Source organism: Brevibacillus sp. AG162 (assembly GCF_006715575.1).
GTDB classification, from domain to species: Bacteria; Bacillota; Bacilli; order Brevibacillales; family Brevibacillaceae; genus Brevibacillus; species Brevibacillus brevis.
This window is the reverse complement of the sequence record NZ_VFNO01000002.1, coordinates 922,757-939,665: the sequence shown is the minus strand read 5'-3', so window position 1 is coordinate 939,665 and position 16,909 is coordinate 922,757. Positions and strand designations below refer to the sequence as shown.

The window sequence follows — 16,909 nt, the reverse complement described above, 5'->3', positions numbered from 1 at the left end:
CATGTCGGCTTATTTGCTATGGAAAAAGGGAGGCCTTGATTAGTTAAGAACTTACGGTCATCCATCTACCCATTTGCTCGACTACGGGAACCGTGCTCTTACGCACGGTTTTTTTGCGTGACTATCCACGCGCACGTAGCGAACGTATGCCCTCAAGGCGGAGATGAACGAATGTTCATGCTCTGCCTTTTTTGCATGCATCGATGGGTCCATCCCTTTTGAAGAGAGGTTCTCCACATGAAAAATTATATCGAAGACACCTATAAACAAGTACGTTTGCAAGAAGGACAACGTGTAATCGAACAGTTTCTGCTCGCGTGTTATTTTCATCCGGGTTTGCCTACGAAAGAGCTGGCGAGAAAAGTACTCTTGCCTGTACCTGTGGCGACTGCCATTAAAAAAGAGCTGATCAAGGCAGGTGCCATACAGCAGGGGAGCGGGGTGAGATGCACCGTAGAAGGGGAAGCGTTCATTGAGCAAAAGCTAGGGTATGGTGGGCTGGATCGGGAGCTGTACGAGAAGCTGATGAGAGGCGACGAAGCTTGGAAAACCGAGCTGGCTGACCTGCAAGCGGAGATGGAGACGATTTTTGCTGGGCGTCCGCAAGTCGATGTACAGATCGATCAGTCCAAATGCACAGTCGAGACGAGCTTGCGCAGGGCGATTTTATGCTTGCGGCATCAGAGCTTGGTGGGCAAAAAAATATTATGCGTCGGGGATGATGATTTGGTCAGCATTTCGCTAGGGCTTTTGCTCAAGCGCTTGTTTCCAGGGAATCAGCAACGTCCAGAGCAAATTGACGTAGTCGACATCGATGAACGCTTTCTCCAGTACATTACGGATGTGTCCAAGCAAAAATCATTGTCCATAGTATGCCATCAGGCTGATTTGCGGCAGCCGCTGCCAAAGAAGCTGCAGGGTGGGTACGATTGCTTTTTTACCGATCCCCCTTACACGCTGCAAGGAATGGCTTTGTTTTTATCACGTGGAATCAGTGGGCTGCAAAAGCAAAAAGGACTGTCCATCTTCCTGTCCTTTGCGCATAAATCGCCTGATTTCACGCTGAATATGCAGCGGGAGTTCGTGCTGGCAGGCTTGACCGTACGAGAGGTGCTCAGTCATTTCAATGAATACGAAGCGGCGCAAATGATTGGAAATAAGGGACAGATGATCGTGCTCACCACTACAGAGCTGACGGCTCCGACGATCAAGCATCCATTTCTAGAGTCGCTGTACACAGGCGAGGAGGCTCCTTCCAAACGTGAGTATCAATGCAAGCGTTGCAAAAGATCGATCCAGGTTGGGGCACAGGCAAAAATAGTGACGATCGAACAATTGAAAAAACGAGGCTGCCCTCGTTGCAAACACCAGAGCTTTGAGCTGTTGTCCCGCTGGAGAGCACAAGACTGATTGTACGCAAGTGGTCATATGGTAGTGGTGGAGGGGAGGGAGAAAAAGATAAGATGGCTTACGAAAAATCGTTTGCTGTATTACGGATCGGGACGGGTATCTTGTTTTTCATCCATGGCATAGCCAAGCTGCAACGAGGGATGGCTGCCGTTGTGACGACGTTTGGCGATCTCGGCTTGCCGGGGTGGCTGGCGTATCTGGTGTTGATCGTAGAATTGATCGGCGGTCTCGCGCTGATCATCGGAGTCGGGGCGAGATATGCTGCCTGGGGATTAGCTGCGATCATGGCAGGAGCGATTGTGACGGTGAAATGGGCGAAAGGGTTCGTGGGCGGTTATGAGCTGGATTTGATCCTGTTGCTTGTCACGATTTGTGTGGGTCTAAAAAGGTGAAAAAGAGATCCGGCTGAACCAGTAAGCGGTCAGCTGGATCTCTTTTTTTAAACAAACAGCTCGTAACACTCAGGAGAAACGCTATCTAAAAATGGACTTTTTTCACCCGAATAGTAAAGATGCAGCTCGTGCATGGCACGTGTACATGCCGTATAAAAAAGCTTGCGTTCACTTTCTTCGCCATAGCATGTGGCGGAAGCATCATAAAGGATAACCGCATCGAACTCGACTCCTTTTGCCAAGTAAGAGGGAATGATCAAGATTCCTTTCTCAAAGGAAAGGGTAGCAGGCTTGATCAAGCGAACCGGCAATCTCTCTTGCAAAGTGTCATGAACGGCTTGGGCTTCCTCTAGCGTTTTGGTGATAACAGCGATGGTCTGATGACCACGATCGGCGAGCTCACGTATGCGTGCTTCGATTTGATCGGCATGAGCTTGAGGTGCTGTCACTTTGGTTAGAGTGGGCAAGCGACCGTCGCGCATAAAAGGCTCAATCGTATTCCCATCTCGCAAAAGCTGTCGTGTAAACAAGACGATGGGATAGGTGGAGCGGTAGCTTTTGGTCAGGACGAAGGTCTCCGTCTCTTCAGGCACAAACAGGGATGTGACAGTCTCGAAGCTATTCTGGTGATAAGCATGGGCGTAAATCGCCTGATTCCAGTCTCCCAGCACAGTCATTTTGGCACGGGGAAACAAGCTCTTGATGAGAGCGAACTGAAAGGCGGAGTAGTCCTGGGCTTCATCGAGAAAGACATGACGGACGAGGTTATTCGTCTGCTTGCCTTCCAATCGTTCCTGCAAATACAAATAGGGAGGGATGTCTTCACAAGCCAAATACTGTTGCTCTAAACGCTCTGCTGTCTGTACGCACACTGCGGGCCAATTGTCCATTACATCGTGTTGGAGAGTGTTTGGCGCAAGTGTCCCGAGTAAGTCAGGTGACAAGAAAAGCTGGCGGTAAATGGAGCGAGTATCAATAAATTGAAGTTCCCGAATAAAATCGCGCAGAGGCCGAAACTGCTTTTTGACGACCCATGTGGCTAAGAGCTCCTGCTCGCGTTCGAAGTCATCAAAGGTGTCCTCCCGAAACTGTTTTTTGCGGCGCAGCGATTGATAGGCAGCTACATAAGCGTCTCGGTCAAGCAGCTCCATTTCCTCTTCTACCCATGGCTTTGATCGTTCTCGCTGTTCCAGCTTTTTCAGCTCCGTCAGCAGTGATTTCGCAACGAGTACCATCCGATTGGGGATCGGAAGACTCGTATCGAGAGAATAAAACAGCTCATGGATGTGGGCAGCACTGATCAAAGTCTGGTTTCTAAATGTAACAGGACGAAACATGATACCAGATTGTTTCAAGCTATTCGCGTATTCGTCCATAGCCTGCAAAAACAAGGCGCTTGATTTGAAACGGATTCCTTCCAGCCGCGCCTCGTATCCAGACTGATCACTTGCTGTCAGTACGTACTCCATCTGTTCAAGCGGGTTTTCCAGGCGGAAGTCGTCACCGAGACGATGCTCCGCGTATTCCTGAAAAGTCGTTTGCTGCATATTTTCCTCGCCGAGTTCAGGAAGAACGGTCGAGACGTAGCTGTTAAACAAAGAGTTGGGCGAGAACAAGACGATTTGCTCCGCGGTCAATGTCTTGCGATAACGGTATAACAAATAAGCGATTCGTTGCAAAGCAGCAGACGTTTTTCCGCTGCCGGCAGCTCCGGAGACGATGACGAGTCGGCTGCGTTCGTTGCGGATGATGCGGTTTTGATCCCGCTGGATCGTGGCCACGATGCTTTTCATTTGAGAGTCAGCCTGTTTGCCGAGTACCTCCTGAAGCAGCTCGTCGCCAATCGTCACGCCCGTATCGAACAGGTGCAGCAATTTGCCGTCGCGAATGATGTATTGTCTTTTGCACGTAATCTCTCCATTTACGTTTCCGCTTGGGGTATTGTACTCTGCTGGCCCCGGCGAATAGTCGTAATACAGACTGGAGATCGGTGCGCGCCAGTCGTAGACGAGAAACTCCTCGTCGTTTTTATCCAGCAAGGAAGCAATGCCGAGGTAGATGGCTTCTGGCTTCGATTCCAGCTCTTCTTGAAAATCAATCCTGCCAAAATAGGGAGAGTGCAACAATCGCTGCAGCGTACGCAACTGATTTTGGGCATGGCGATGGATGCGTTCACGCTCGGACAGGACTTCCGCTTGCTGCTTGATACTGGCGTAAGTCTCGACAGCTTCGATGGCATCCTCGAAGTTGACAGTCACATCGTCCCAAAAATGCTTGCGAATTCCGATGATATCCTCGCTCACGACATTCACATGCTCTTTGAGGTCATCTATTCGGTTCTTTATCTCTGAGATGACTCGTTCAACACGTTGTTGTTCGTTTTGCCTATCTTGATCAGTCACGCTCATGGTACCGCTCCTTTTTCGTTCCCCATTTTTGGCCTGAAGGTTTGACAATCGAAAGTGAATGTGGTACTATTATATTGGAGATAAAATAGTCACATCCTATTGATTGATCAACAGACCAATTCTCATTCTATCACGTGAAAATTGGCTTTTCAACATGGTGTAGGAAAAATACAAAGTGAAATGACAGGGAACTCCTTTGGGGGTTCCCTTTTTGTTGCGGTTAGACTTGTCCGCCAAGCATTCCAGTGAGAGCTACCCATATACGGGTTGTTCCCACCAGTCTATTGAAAAGTAAAAGGATGTCCTCTCACCTGTGCTTGGAACGCGAACGATGAGCGCCATTCCTGGTCCGAGAATCCACTGTCCGCCAGGGGTCGCCTCAACGGTGGAGGACGCCGGAATGATTCGCGTGGCGGTATGAATGTGATCAGAAAAGGTATCCGTCATACCAGTGCCATGCAAAAGTTGCCCTTGAGCGGCGGGACAAGCAGGGAGTTGAACATAACCTGAAGTCACTTGACGAGAGAGGGTCGTACCTGTGATAGAGGAGGCTTTGCCAAACAAGAAATGTGCTTCTATCGGGTGCGGGGAAGGATTGGTGATCATCCAGTGATGGACAAATAAATGAACACCGGAGCGTAAGGGATTCGACAAGGCAGCAATCCCGATAGCTCCATCGCTCACGATCATTTTTTCCGATTGCCCCATGAAGTATTTACATTGATCCGCCATCGACATCGCATACGGAATGTGAACACTCCGACTCAGCTGTTCCGTAGCAGAAGGAGTGGGAAACGGATAGTACCCCATCTGCATGTAGACATCTGGTATTCCGCCATAAAAGTACGAGCGTGTGTAGGAGGGTTTCGTCATGATTTCCTCTCCTTGTGAGTGGGGTAACTGCTAACTCTACAGCATATGGCAATCGTCCATGGAGGGTGTCAGGAAGCAAAAAAACAGACACCATTGTAGCTGGTGTCTGAACGAGTTTGAAATGGATTACTTTTTCTGGGTAGGAAGACGAACGCGATGGTATTGCTCCAGGCGGCCGTCTGAGTCAATGGACAGTTCAATTTGCTCCTTCTCGGCTTTAAAAGTAATCCCGCTTAGTTCTCGTGTAAATCCGTTCGTATCTCCTGTTTCAATGGATTGGTCGCTAACGGTTTTAAACAGCTTCGCATTTTCGCTGCCAAGTATTTGGTTCATAAGCTCTTGTCCACGACGCTGGTAGTAATCCTTTTGGCGGGACGCTAATTTCGCTGCAGGAAAGGGGCCGCCGTGATAGTGCAGCAAGATGCCTGTCGTACTGTCGAATTGCATTTCGGCAAAACGTTTCCCTCTATCCGTTGCATTCCCTGTCTCTTGCAGGGTAATCGTCCATACTCCCCGAATGTCTCCTGATATAGACATGGGAGACTTATGCATCCCCATGATTTTCCACGTTTTCAGCGAGGGCTCCACTTCAAGCAGCTTTTGAAAACTGGCCTCTACGAGAGCAGGTAATGATTCCTGCTTACTTGCATCACTTGGCTGCGCGGCGGGAGCATGCCCCGAACTTACAGTCGCGACCCCTGTCAAACCGATAACAGCTGCCAACAATAAACTGCCGATTACTTGAAAAGGTTGTATTTTCATGGTCGATCTCCTTTACTGTAACGAAATTTTTACTGCTTTATCCGGTTCTGCTTCCCCACTCATATGCGGGATTAATTGGATGTACGCGGGTTTTTCCTTAAAGGAAACGATAAATTTTCGCGAAATCCCATTCTCGTCGTAATCAGTGCTTTCCTCCTCAATACGAATTTCCTTTCCATTGGGATCGAGGAGGGTATACGACGGCTCATACAGCTTGTCGTCAGGCGGAGTTTCTTTTAGTACAACCGTTGTGGATACCGGCGTGAGTGTAACCTCTTTGACCTGAAATGCAAAATTACTCCGCAAGGTTTGGCTGATGCGAGGCGTCAGGGTATTGCTGTCAATCTTCGTAAACTGCTTCACAACAGGAAGTTTCAGGTTCCATGTGCTTTGTGCATTTTGATAGTCATACAACTGCGCCTGCATCGTAAACTGATCGGGCCACGTGCCATTGAGGGTAATGGTAGTAACACCTGCGAACAAATAATCCTCCATCTGTTTGACCTCACTGCTCCAGCCAGCTCCGGTGTTATCGATGGGCTCAGCCAAGGTAAAATCCTTTAGCACGATTCTTTCTGCGATTTCCTTGGCGGATGCTTTTTCGGTCGTTTCGGGCATCTGAATCCAATAGCCAATACCTAATTGAATCCCATCGTAAAATACTTCGTTGACCGTTATCGTAATGCCATTGACGACTGCACTTTGGTTGACTGCGGTAATTAGCCCTTTTTCGTTGGCGATGTGTAGAGCATCTTCTTGAAACAGTTCAAAGACAGAGCTGATGAGCGGTACATGTTTCAGCTTTTCTGCCCATGTGGGTGAGGAAAATCCCAGCGCCAGCAGAGTGAAAAGGAGGAAAGACGCAACGCCTGCAGAGGCCATGAAAATCCTTTTCATGCGGAGACGGGGACCGGATGACTGCTCATGTGGCATGGTTGGGAATAAATTGCTTTTGATCCGTGCTACGGTTTCTTCGTCCGGGGTGTGTATTCCGTTTTCTCGTTCAAGCTGTTTGACGATGCCAATAAGTTCAGGTGCTTCATGGGCCAGAGCCCCGCTGCGCAACTCCGAATGAGGCGCCTCCAGCCACTTGGCAAAGCTCTCGATTTGTTCAGAAACAATCTCGTCTGGATTGCGGTTCATTAGAATCCTCCGATCCTCGTAGATTTCCTTTTACCTTTTCGAAGGCACGATACAGGCGATTTTTTACCGCACTCTCGCCCATTTGCATGATTTGTGCGATCTCGGCAAAGGTACATTCACCGAAAAATCTAAGCATGATAATTTCCCGTTCGATCTCATTGATTTGCTGGAGGGCAGAGGTTAAATCGAGTTGAGTGGCTGCTTGCTCTGCATAACAGGCAGACGAATTGGCAGAGAGAGAATCAAGCTCCAATTCTCTCGGGCGCCGCTTTTGCTTGCGTTGTTCGTCCATGAGCGTGTACTTGGCAATCTGAAACAGCCAGGTGGAAAAAAGCGACTCTTCCCGAAAGCTGTCAAGCCGACGTATTGCTTTTAAAAAGGTTTGCTGTGTCAGATCCTCCGCTAGCGTTTTCCCCACTTTGAATGAAAAATAACGGTAAATTCGCTTTACATAATGATCATAAATAGGAGCAAAGTCCTCTCGCTTTTCTTTGGCACGCGAAATCCAGTACTTCTCATCAAAAGGTGTGGATTCCATTTTCTCCCTCCCTTCTTCAACAGAATTAGACGCCAAGCATTAGAGAATCGACACATCCGGCTTTCGATTTTTTGCATAGAAAAAAGGCTGGGAGAAATATCCCAACCTTTTGCAAGCATATGAGCTCTTTCCTTTACGATACGGCTTTCCAGGCATGAATCGCAAGCAGCGCCCATCCAGCGAGGAACAGTACACCGCCAATCGGCGTAATCGCACCGAGAACCTTAATTCCGGTTAATGCCAACGTGTACAGACTGCCGGAGAAGATCAAGGTTCCGGCTGTAAAGCACCAGCCTGCCCAGACGAGGCCGGAAGAATCCGGGTACCATTTGAGCAACAGGGCAACCAGCACGAGAGCCAGCGCATGTGTCGTCTGATAGGTCACGCCCGTATGGAAAATGCCCAGCGAATAGGCGTCCAGTTTTTCCTTCAGTGCATGTGCTCCGAATGCTCCAAACGCAACCGAAAGAAATCCACTGATACTGCCAAGCATCAAAAACAGCTTCATGAGTGCGTCACTCCTTTTTTCGCATTACCTGTACATCTGTCCGACCTCTATTTTAGCGTAAAAAGATAGACATTGCCCAATTGTAATTTGGTGAACACGCCTTGGACTACCGTACAGACCGCTTGTCAACCTCCGACATAGAGTAAAGTATCGCAGTGGTAACGCTTACAGGCTGCTGCGACGGGAGGTGACGTAATATGAACAAATGGCTTTCCAATGTTGGAGGACTCCTCGGTGGCTACGCATTGCTAAAAGCGCCGTTGGAAGGTTCCTTCCTAAATGGGTTGGACCCGTTGGTGGATGGAGTTGGTCTGATCACTGTGGTTGTATTCGCGGGAGCTCTTATTTATTCTGGTGTACGCGACTGGTTCCAAGGCTAAGAAGGTAGACGAAAAAGCAAATCAAGGGTGTCTCCAGTCGGGGATGCCTTTTTTTCTTCGGAAGGCTGGCGTCTTTTAGCGCGCTCTCCCATATACATAAAGTAGATCGACGGCAAAAGGGGGAGGCGAAACGATTTGACCAACGACGAGCGAAAAGAACTGGAGCGATCCATTGACGAAATTACCGAGATCGCCAAAGGGTTCAATCTCGATTTTTACCCGATGCGATACGAGATATGCCCGTCTGACATCATTTATACATTTGGCGCGTATGGAATGCCCACTAGATTTTCTCATTGGAGTTTTGGAAAGAGCTTTTACCGTATGAAGTTGCAATATGACCTGAATCTGAGCAAAATTTACGAGCTCGTCATCAACTCCAATCCTTGTTACGCGTTTCTTTTGGACGGCAATTCCTTGATCCAAAACAAGCTCATTGTGGCTCACGTCCTTGCTCACTGCGACTTTTTCAAAAACAATGTGCGCTTCTCCAACACCAATCGGGATATGGTCGAAAGCATGGCGGCCAGCGGAGAGCGGATTCGCCAGTATGAGATCGAGTATGGCAAGGAGGCTGTCGAGAATTTGCTCGATGCGAGCTTGGCGATTCAGGAGCATATCGATCCGAGCTTGCTGCGTCCGAAGCTGCGTTGGAAACGAGAGCCAGAGGAGCCGAACAAAAAGACGAGGAACGAACGGCACTCCCCTTATGACGATCTCTGGGGGTTGGACCGCAAAGCAAAAGAGGAAGCAGAGCCGGTAAAAGCACCACGCAAATTCCCGCCAGAGCCGGAAAAAGACCTGCTGCTGTTCATTATGGAATACAGCAATATCCTAGACGATTGGCAGCGGGATGTGCTGACGATCATCCGGGATGAGATGCTGTATTTCTGGCCGCAGATGGAAACGAAGATCATGAACGAAGGTTGGGCCACCTACTGGCATATGCGCATTTTGCGGGAAATGGAGCTGACAGAATCGGAGACGATCGAGTTTGCCAAGCTGCATTCTTCCGTCATTCAGCCTTCGACGACGAGCATTAATCCGTATCATCTGGGCCTGAAAATTTTGGAGGACATTGAAAAGCGCTGGGATAATCCGACGAAGGAAGAACAGGAGCGTTTCGGACGCAAGCCAGGAGAGGGACGAGCGAAAATTTTCGAGGTGCGCGAGCTGGAGTCCGACATCAGCTTCATTCGCAACTTCCTGACCAAGGACCTCGTCAGTGATCTGGATTTGTATATGTTCGGCAAGCAGGGCAACGATTGGGTTGTCGCGGAAAAGCAGTGGGAGAAGGTACGCGATGGTCTTGCGGGCACACGGGTTAATGGGGGATTCCCTTATGTACTCGTGCACGATGGGGATTACTTACGCTCCGGCGAGCTGTACTTGAAGCACCATTTTGAGGGGCTGGAGCTGGATGTCAAATACGTAGAAAAAACATTGCCCTACGTTTATACCTTGTGGGGAAAATCCGTCCACCTGGAATCGATGGTGGAGGATCGACAAGTGTTGTTTACGTATGACGGCAAGAAAGTGCACCGCCGCTTTTTATAGGGAAAAAAGGCCGCATGCCCGGTGGAAGCTGACCGAGCGTGCGGCCTTTTCTACGTGTCCGAACTAGGACAACTGATCCGTTATGAGATTGGGGTTCATTCGTTTAGAGATAATTTTCGAAACGACAATTCCCAAGTGATTTGTAATATCATTTTGTGTAAATTTGTGAAACTCTATACAGGTTTTTCCGTCAATTATAAAAGGAAGTGTAATTAGAAAATATAACTAAATTGGAACTTTATATGAACAACACAAATTTTACAGTATTCCCCACAATAACCTTGTTAATCTACTGAAGTAAGTTATGTTTTACAAAATAATCGAGATTATAATTTCCGATTGACTAAGAGATATTGAATTTTCTTGTGCTGAAAGCAGAGACAGATTTTTTGAACAAACCGTAGCATCTGCCAGTCATCCGTTGTATTAACATTCGAAAGCATTTAAAGAAAGGAAGAGTGTTGATTATGAAGAAGAAAAACATCATAGTTATTGGCGCAATATTGGCGATAACTACAATTGCTACACCCACTGTATTTATTATAAATCACGCCTCAAACATAGATTCTCCTTCTAATTATCCAGTCAACGAACAAGGACAATCTTTTGGAGCTGGTCCTTTCCCAGAAGGGGCATCTCAAGAACCAGACTTGATAAAGGCGGAGGGGGAGAAAGGGGTTGAAGGATATGTAAGATCTTCTGACTTGAGTCCAGCAGTTTCTACACCAGAAGAGGCTATTGCTTTTCAAAAAATTATAGAAGCTACTGGTTTCAGATCGATTCCACTGTATAAATCAGATGGAAAAACTGTAATCGGCGAATTTAGGTTATATTCTTCAAATAAAATTAATGAGATTAAACAAAATTAATCAGTCTATTATGATTGAGAGGGAATGCATGAACACGACAAAACAAATAAGAAGCACATATCGGCATATGTTCTTGCCTTTGATTTGACTACTGAGCTTGGCTTGCAAGAGGAATGTGATCAGGTAACAAGAGTAACGTGGCGGTGGCTAGTTTGACCTTTACCCGGGTTTATTCCCACTAGAGTTTATGACGTTTTTTACGAAAATTTTAAACGATTACCATAAATATAATTACGAAGACTGATAAATGAGGTGATATTATCAAAAAAATTCTCTTGGTTATACTTCTGGGGCTGTTAGCATTCAGTTTTTTCGATCTTGACGTTAGCATAGGAATAAGTAAAAAAGTTTCTGTAGGTATCACAGTAGCGGTGGTTTTATGGATGACTTATTTGGACTATAAGGGTGGAGGAAAGACAGGCCGCATGCCCGGTGGAAGCTGACCGAGCGTGCGGCCTTTTCTACGTGTCTGAACTAGGACAACTGATCCGTAATTCCAATATGACTGCTGATCCCGCCGTCCATGGTGATGCTCGATCCGTTGATGTACCCGCTATGCGGTCCGACGAGATGATAAATCATCTGGGCGATTTCCAACGGCTGAGCTACGCGTTTCACCGGACTTTTGGCGATGACCCGATTCATGTAATCCGAAATATCCTCCGGACGTACGCCCATCGCCGTATCCACATACCCCGGACAGATGGCATTACAGGTAATTCCGTGCTCTCCCCATTCCGCAGCAATTGTTTTCGTATAGCCGATCATGCCGTGTTTGGAAGCGACGTAGGTGGATGAATGCGCAGAGCCTAGCAAGCCCTGAATAGAAGCGATGTTTACGATCCGCCCGTAGTTCCTTTCTTTCATCTTGGGCAACAGGTTTCTGCAAAATAGGAATACACTCCTCAAGTTGGTATTCATGATCCAATCCCACTCTTCATCGGAGACTTCGTCGACTCGGTGGAATGGACCGCCAACTCCAGCATTGTTGACCATGATGGTAATATCCCCGAAATGTGATTCTACAAGCTGGATGGCTTCTTCAATCTGCGTTCGTTGACCGACATCACAGCGAATGGGCAAGGCCTGACCACCTGCCTGATTAATTTCTTCAGCGACGAACTGTGCCTTTTCTTCTTGTACATCAAGAACAGCGACACAGACCCCATTCTGAGCCAAAAGCTTTGCTGCTGCGGCCCCGATACCATTGCCTGCTCCTGTGATGATTGCTACTTGCTGCATAATAGGTAAACTCTCCTTTTCATCTGTCATTTAGAGAACGCCTTTAGGCGGAAGGATTTTGACTTCATCGATTCGAACGTGGAGGGGACGGGAGGCGATATCTAACACAGTATCTGCCACATCTTTTGGTACGAGCATCGCACTCGGATCAAAAAAATGCCGGTCCTCCGTCATGTTTGTATGAACGGCGCCGGGAAAAATGGTGGAGACTCTTACATTGTCGTTTTTCCATTCTTCATTGCAAATTTGGGAAAAGCCTTGGACAGCAAATTTCGAAGCGCCATATACGCCGTTTTCTGCAATGGGAATATAGCCTGAGACACTAGAGATATTGATGATACGGCCTCCGTGAGCTTTCATTACCTTGTATCCTTCGCGGCTGCAAAGAAAGAGTCCGGTTACATTGGTGCGGAAAACATTCTCCCATTCTTCTAAGCTTGTTTGTTCGACAGGCTTAAACACGCCGACTCCTGCATTGTTGACGAGGACATCTAGACGTCCGTATAACCTTTGTACAAGTGCAAATAGGGCATGGACACTTTGCTCGTCAGTGACGTCTAGCTGTACATTCGTCACACTTCCCGGTTCAGCGTGTGCAATTTCGTTCGGATGAGGCGCGGTTCGAGAGGTTGCCCAAACGATCGCTCCTTCTTTTGCGAGAACATTTGCCATCTCAAGGCCCAATCCTCGACTGGCTCCTGTGATGACCACGACTTTATTCAGTAGTTTCATGTGTACCTCCGTATATGAAACGTTCATGCCAATAACTGGGTTTACTAAACGTTTTTTAATGGTACAAAAATTTGCCCTTACCAGCAAGCGCCATAGGAATGAATTTCGGTAAAAGTAGTAGGAATTTGCTGGAAGGAACTAGGTATTTGATCGTAGAAGCTTTGTTAGTAAACCTAATTCACCTTGGGAGGCTCTTTCAATGGAAAAGCATGCGGCTGTTATCGGATCAGGTGTTATGGGACATGGAATCGCGCAGCTATTCGCATTGGCTGGATTTCGTGTTTCTCTTTACGATTTGCAGGAAGAGTTTTTGATGAAAGCGAGAGCTAGCATCGAGCACAGCCTTTCCCTTCTGGTTGCAGAGGGAGTGATTGCAGACCAGTCTAGAGTAGCGGCGCTCGAGCATATCGTCCTGACCACGGATTTGCAAGCGGCAGTATCTGCTGCAGAAATTATCACAGAAGCAATACCAGAAGTCATCGAGCTAAAGTGGGAGCTGTTTGAAAAGCTGGAACATTACGCAAGGCCAGATGCGATTATTGCTTCCAATACGTCTACGTTTTCGATTGCGAGACTGATCGAAAAGGCAACTACGCCACAACGCTTTATCATTACACATTTTTTCAATCCTGCCCAATTGGTTCCGCTGGTCGAGGTAGTCAGGCACGAGAGGACAGCGCAGGAAGTGGTTCATAAAACGATGCAAATGATGGAAGAGATCGGGAAGTCCCCAGTTTTGCTGAAAAAGGATGTACCGGGCTTTATCGCCAATCGGCTGCAAACAGCTTTGATGAGAGAAGCTTTTCATTTGCTCGCAGAAGGCGTGGCAGATGCAGCCCAGATCGATACGGTGATGAAGGATGGAATTGGCTATCGTTGGGCTTTTGTCGGGCCTATTGAGACGGCAGATTTTGGCGGACTCGATACGTGGAAGCGCGTGATGGATAACCTGGCGCCTGAGCTGGATGGCTCGACAAAAGCACCCGCGATCATTGAGGAACGAGTAGCAGAAGGCAATCTCGGCACCAAGACCGGAGCAGGTATTTACTCGTATAAGGATACGGCTGAAGCTTCGTGTACGTGACGAACAGTTCATCCGCTTGGGGAAAATGAAGCGCGGTTGAAATGGTTTACAGATAAATACTTTATTCGTAAAATTTCCACTGAAACATTGTCGCCTTCTCCGAAGTGATCAGTGGAATTTCGCAGCAAACAAAATAGTCAGCCAATTACGACCGCCCTGCCTATCACACATAAGCAGGGCGGTTTTTCTATGGCCTCGGGGGCTGTATAATTCCGGCTTTTTTATACCTATGACAGTTCTATATATTTTTTACTTAATTAACCTCTCTTCGTTTCCGATATAAAAAATTAGGACTTCACCAATATGAAACGTTTATCCTAATACAACTTAGAAAGAAGATGAAATGAAGTGAAAGTTAACCTTAGGAATTGGTTCAGAAGCTATCGAACCAAACTCATCATCACATTTCTCTTGATTCTGCTAGTCCCTTCTCTTGTCGTTGGAAGCCTGGCTTACAATCAAGCGAAACAAGAAATTGAAAAACAGATCATGGACAGCGCCAACGAAAACGTAGATTTGGTCAACTCCATCGTCAGCAGTACGTTTGAGGGCAAAAAGAAGGATGCTAACTATTTGGCAAAAGATATCACACCTGGCGTAAAATCAGCTGATGTTCAAGAAGAAATCATGCATCATTTTGATTCCTATATGGGTATGCATCCAGAAGCGTCCAGTATCAGTCTGGGAACGGTTGACGGACAGTACTTCCGCGCACCCAAGCAAGAAGTGCAGGCAGGGTTTGATCCGCGGACGAGAGACTGGTACAAAAGAGCGATGGAAAACAAGGGGACTGTCGTCGTTACGGAGCCATATATTTCGGCAGTATCCGGTGAGGTTTTAGTAGCGGTAGCAAGAACGACGGAGGATGGAGCAGGGGTTATCTGCATTACAGTTGGGATTGAACAGATCAAACAACTGGCAAACTCAGTCAGCATCGGTTCCAATGGAGATGTTATCGTACTGGACAGCAATAAGAAGTATGTCGTCCACCCGGAAAATCAGGCAGGGACGTTGGCACAAGATAGTTTTTACGACAACATGTACCAAGGAGAAACAGGTCAATTCCAATACGAGGAGAAAAGCATCCCGAAACAGATCTACTATGTGACGAATCCGGCTACAGGCTGGAAAATCGCCGGGTCGATGCATCTGTCAGAGGTTGAGGATGCTGCACAGCCGATTTTCGCACAAACGTTTTGGACGATCACGATCTGCTTGCTGCTGGGAGGACTCATTGTAGCAGCTGTAATGCGTTCCCTTCTCCAGTCCATCCAGGAAGTGAAGGTACATGCAGTCAGAGTGAGCCAAGGTATTTTGACTGACCCGATTAAAGTGCGGTCAACCGATGAAATCGGTGAGCTCGGCCATGCGTTTAACACGATGCAGGATAACCTGCGCACGCTCATTTCCGATGTCGAGGCCAGAGCGGAGCAAGTTGCAGCGTCTTCGGAGCAATTGACTGCCAGTGCGCAGCAGACGAGCATTACAACCGAGCATGTAACGACTGCTGTTCAGGACGTAGCTGGCAGCGCAGAACAACAAACGAGCGGAATCGACCAAAATGTTCGTTCATTGCAGGACATTTCGGAAGGGGTCACACGGATTGTAGAGAGTGTCAATGTGTTGTCGGATACCGCTCAGCAAACGACGGTTCAGGCGGAAGAAGGTGGCAGCTTTGTCGCTCAGGTCATGAGTCAAATGAAGTCGATTCATGAATCGGTAGAACAGTCGGATCGCATGACCAAATCGCTCTATGATCGTTCGAAAGAAATTGGCACGATCTCGGATGTCATCAGCGGAATTGCCCAGCAGACGAATTTGCTGGCATTGAATGCAGCGATTGAAGCGGCGCGGGCTGGTGAGCATGGCAAAGGCTTTGCAGTTGTAGCTACAGAGGTGCGGCTATTGGCTGAGCAATCACAATTGTCGGCCAAGCAAATTTCTGAATTGATCACAGAGATTCAGCGGGAAACCAAGCAATCCGTCGACAACATGGAAAAAGTCAGACTGGATGTTGCAGCAGGCTTGAACGTTTCGGAGGAGACGATTCACAAGTTTGAAGGCATTATGGAAAGCACCAGACTGACCAATCCACATATCGCAGAGGTTTCCTTGATCGCACAGCAAATCTTGGCTGCTGTTCAGGAAGTAACCGCGACAGCCAATGTGCTTGTCACCATCGCGAAAAGCAATGCAGAAACAGCCGAGGAAGTAGCAGCCTCTACTGAGGAGCAGCTCGCATCCATGCAAGAGATCTCATCCTCCGCTCAATCCTTATCGTCATTGGCGGAAGAGCTGAAAGTATTGATCAATAAGTTTACCTATTAACCTGTGTCCTTACACAAACGAAACGCCCTGCTCAAGGCATACGAGCAGGGTGTTTTGCCGTATAGATGTGATAACATATGGGCAACACAATCGGTAGCGAATAGGAGATGTGAACAATGGACATGAGGATTAGAGTCGAACAGGTAGATGATTATTCCGTTACTGAACAGGTCGTAAAAAATGCATTCGCGAATGCGGAGTTCACCGATCACAAAGAACATGAATTGGTGTCTCGCATCAGAAAATCGGATGCATTCATCCCTGCGTTATCTCTAGTCGCGATTGATGAAGAGAATCAAAAGATCGTGGGACATATTCTTTTGTCGAAAATAAACATTCGCAACGACAATCAGAGCATAGAGTCACTTGCGCTCGCCCCCGTTTCCGTCTTGCCCGATCACCAAAGCAAAGGCATAGGAAAGGAGTTAATTCTCGAAGCCCTCCAAAAAGCCAAAGAACTGGGATACCAATCTGTTGTTGTCCTCGGGCACTCCGAATATTACCCGAAGTTTGGCTTCCAAAAAGCTTCTCGATGGGGAATAAAAGCACCTTTCGAAGTACCGGATGAGGTATTTATGGCATTGGAGCTGCGAGAAAATGCCTTGGCCAATGTTTCTGGAGTTGTTGAATACTCTCGTGCTTTTTTTGAATAGGTAGGGATTGTTCATGAAAAGAAGCGCAGT

General features: G+C 47.5%; 16 protein-coding genes. 8 read left to right on the top strand and 8 right to left on the bottom strand.

Translation table 11 applies throughout. From position 1 onward, the window contains the following. Positions 1-237 precede the first annotated feature (237 nt). Both FB479_RS09330 and FB479_RS09325 read left to right on the top strand, forming a co-directional pair. Positions 238-1,410: a bis-aminopropyl spermidine synthase family protein gene (locus FB479_RS09330; RefSeq protein ID WP_142064478.1), complete on the top strand. Its 1,173-nt coding sequence runs from the start codon at positions 238-240 to the stop codon at positions 1,408-1,410. 53 nt (positions 1,411-1,463) lie between these two features. Further along, positions 1,464-1,802: a DoxX family protein gene (locus FB479_RS09325; RefSeq protein ID WP_142064475.1), complete on the top strand. Its 339-nt coding sequence runs from the start codon at positions 1,464-1,466 to the stop codon at positions 1,800-1,802. A 47-nt stretch (positions 1,803-1,849) separates the two neighbouring features. Here FB479_RS09325 and helD read toward each other — a convergent pair whose 3' ends face one another. The 6 genes from helD to FB479_RS09295 all read right to left on the bottom strand — a co-directional run bounded on the left by helD (position 1,850) and on the right by FB479_RS09295 (position 8,034). Continuing rightward, positions 1,850-4,210, bottom strand: coding sequence for an RNA polymerase recycling motor HelD (gene helD, locus FB479_RS09320; RefSeq protein WP_142064472.1), 2,361 nt, complete (start codon positions 4,208-4,210; stop codon positions 1,850-1,852). 252 nt (positions 4,211-4,462) lie between these two features. Beyond that, positions 4,463-5,083, bottom strand: coding sequence for a DUF6143 family protein (locus tag FB479_RS09315; protein WP_106655896.1), 621 nt, complete (start codon positions 5,081-5,083; stop codon positions 4,463-4,465). Between the two features lie 126 nt (positions 5,084-5,209). After that, positions 5,210-5,845: a hypothetical protein gene (locus tag FB479_RS09310; RefSeq protein WP_142064470.1), complete on the bottom strand. Its 636-nt coding sequence runs from the start codon at positions 5,843-5,845 to the stop codon at positions 5,210-5,212. Between the two features lie 12 nt (positions 5,846-5,857). Next, positions 5,858-6,988, bottom strand: a complete 1,131-nt coding sequence (locus FB479_RS09305) for a DUF4179 domain-containing protein (RefSeq protein WP_142064467.1) — start codon at positions 6,986-6,988, stop codon at positions 5,858-5,860. Then, positions 6,957-7,526: an RNA polymerase sigma factor gene (locus FB479_RS09300; RefSeq protein ID WP_142064464.1), complete on the bottom strand. Its 570-nt coding sequence runs from the start codon at positions 7,524-7,526 to the stop codon at positions 6,957-6,959. Before FB479_RS09300 ends, FB479_RS09305 begins: the two co-directional genes overlap by 32 nt. 133 nt (positions 7,527-7,659) lie before the next feature. Further along, a complete protein-coding gene (locus FB479_RS09295; RefSeq protein WP_142064461.1) occupies positions 7,660-8,034 on the bottom strand; it encodes a DUF423 domain-containing protein in 375 nt (124 codons plus the stop codon). Between the two features lie 197 nt (positions 8,035-8,231). Between FB479_RS09295 and FB479_RS09290 the strand changes: the two genes are divergently transcribed. The 3 genes from FB479_RS09290 (at position 8,232) to FB479_RS09280 (ending at position 10,840) form a co-directional block, all read left to right on the top strand. Beyond that, positions 8,232-8,414: a hypothetical protein gene (locus FB479_RS09290; protein ID WP_142064458.1), complete on the top strand. Its 183-nt coding sequence runs from the start codon at positions 8,232-8,234 to the stop codon at positions 8,412-8,414. 135 nt (positions 8,415-8,549) lie between these two features. After that, entirely contained in the window at positions 8,550-9,971 is a 1,422-nt protein-coding gene (locus FB479_RS09285; RefSeq protein ID WP_142064455.1) for a SpoVR family protein, read from the top strand. Between the two features lie 467 nt (positions 9,972-10,438). Then, positions 10,439-10,840 carry a hypothetical protein gene (locus tag FB479_RS09280; RefSeq protein ID WP_142064452.1) on the top strand — a complete coding sequence of 134 codons (402 nt, stop codon included), beginning with the start codon at positions 10,439-10,441 and terminating at the stop codon, positions 10,838-10,840. Between the two features lie 474 nt (positions 10,841-11,314). On the opposite strand, the gene FB479_RS09275 is transcribed toward FB479_RS09280, so the two are convergent. Together FB479_RS09275 and FB479_RS09270 are read right to left on the bottom strand one after the other, a co-directional pair. Beyond that, entirely contained in the window at positions 11,315-12,082 is a 768-nt protein-coding gene (locus FB479_RS09275; RefSeq protein WP_142064449.1) for an SDR family NAD(P)-dependent oxidoreductase, read from the bottom strand. A 30-nt stretch (positions 12,083-12,112) separates the two neighbouring features. Continuing rightward, entirely contained in the window at positions 12,113-12,814 is a 702-nt protein-coding gene (locus FB479_RS09270) for an SDR family oxidoreductase (RefSeq protein WP_142064446.1), read from the bottom strand. A 199-nt stretch (positions 12,815-13,013) separates the two neighbouring features. Between FB479_RS09270 and FB479_RS09265 the strand changes: the two genes are divergently transcribed. The 3 genes from FB479_RS09265 to FB479_RS09255 all read left to right on the top strand — a co-directional run bounded on the left by FB479_RS09265 (position 13,014) and on the right by FB479_RS09255 (position 16,879). Next, a complete protein-coding gene (locus FB479_RS09265; protein WP_255438326.1) occupies positions 13,014-13,898 on the top strand; it encodes a 3-hydroxyacyl-CoA dehydrogenase family protein in 885 nt (294 codons plus the stop codon). A 348-nt stretch (positions 13,899-14,246) separates the two neighbouring features. Further along, positions 14,247-16,226: a methyl-accepting chemotaxis protein gene (locus FB479_RS09260; protein ID WP_142064444.1), complete on the top strand. Its 1,980-nt coding sequence runs from the start codon at positions 14,247-14,249 to the stop codon at positions 16,224-16,226. A 116-nt stretch (positions 16,227-16,342) separates the two neighbouring features. Continuing rightward, positions 16,343-16,879 carry a GNAT family N-acetyltransferase gene (locus FB479_RS09255; RefSeq protein WP_142064441.1) on the top strand — a complete coding sequence of 179 codons (537 nt, stop codon included), beginning with the start codon at positions 16,343-16,345 and terminating at the stop codon, positions 16,877-16,879. Positions 16,880-16,909: the final 30 nt, after the last annotated feature.

Bases quoted from the DNA above. Each gene is read 5' to 3' on its own strand.
- FB479_RS09330 (WP_142064478.1), top strand. From the start codon at position 238: ATGAAAAATTATATCGAAGACACCTATAAACAAGTACGTTTGCAAGAA.
- FB479_RS09325 (WP_142064475.1), top strand. From the start codon at position 1,464: ATGGCTTACGAAAAATCGTTTGCTGTATTACGGATCGGGACGGGTATC.
- helD (WP_142064472.1), bottom strand. From the start codon at position 4,210: ATGAGCGTGACTGATCAAGATAGGCAAAACGAACAACAACGTGTTGAA.
- FB479_RS09315 (WP_106655896.1), bottom strand. From the start codon at position 5,083: ATGACGAAACCCTCCTACACACGCTCGTACTTTTATGGCGGAATACCA.
- FB479_RS09310 (WP_142064470.1), bottom strand. From the start codon at position 5,845: ATGAAAATACAACCTTTTCAAGTAATCGGCAGTTTATTGTTGGCAGCT.
- FB479_RS09305 (WP_142064467.1), bottom strand. From the start codon at position 6,988: ATGAACCGCAATCCAGACGAGATTGTTTCTGAACAAATCGAGAGCTTT.
- FB479_RS09300 (WP_142064464.1), bottom strand. From the start codon at position 7,526: ATGGAATCCACACCTTTTGATGAGAAGTACTGGATTTCGCGTGCCAAA.
- FB479_RS09295 (WP_142064461.1), bottom strand. From the start codon at position 8,034: ATGAAGCTGTTTTTGATGCTTGGCAGTATCAGTGGATTTCTTTCGGTT.
- FB479_RS09290 (WP_142064458.1), top strand. From the start codon at position 8,232: ATGAACAAATGGCTTTCCAATGTTGGAGGACTCCTCGGTGGCTACGCA.
- FB479_RS09280 (WP_142064452.1), top strand. From the start codon at position 10,439: ATGAAGAAGAAAAACATCATAGTTATTGGCGCAATATTGGCGATAACT.
- FB479_RS09275 (WP_142064449.1), bottom strand. From the start codon at position 12,082: ATGCAGCAAGTAGCAATCATCACAGGAGCAGGCAATGGTATCGGGGCC.
- FB479_RS09270 (WP_142064446.1), bottom strand. From the start codon at position 12,814: ATGAAACTACTGAATAAAGTCGTGGTCATCACAGGAGCCAGTCGAGGA.
- FB479_RS09265 (WP_255438326.1), top strand. From the start codon at position 13,014: ATGGAAAAGCATGCGGCTGTTATCGGATCAGGTGTTATGGGACATGGA.
- FB479_RS09255 (WP_142064441.1), top strand. From the start codon at position 16,343: ATGGACATGAGGATTAGAGTCGAACAGGTAGATGATTATTCCGTTACT.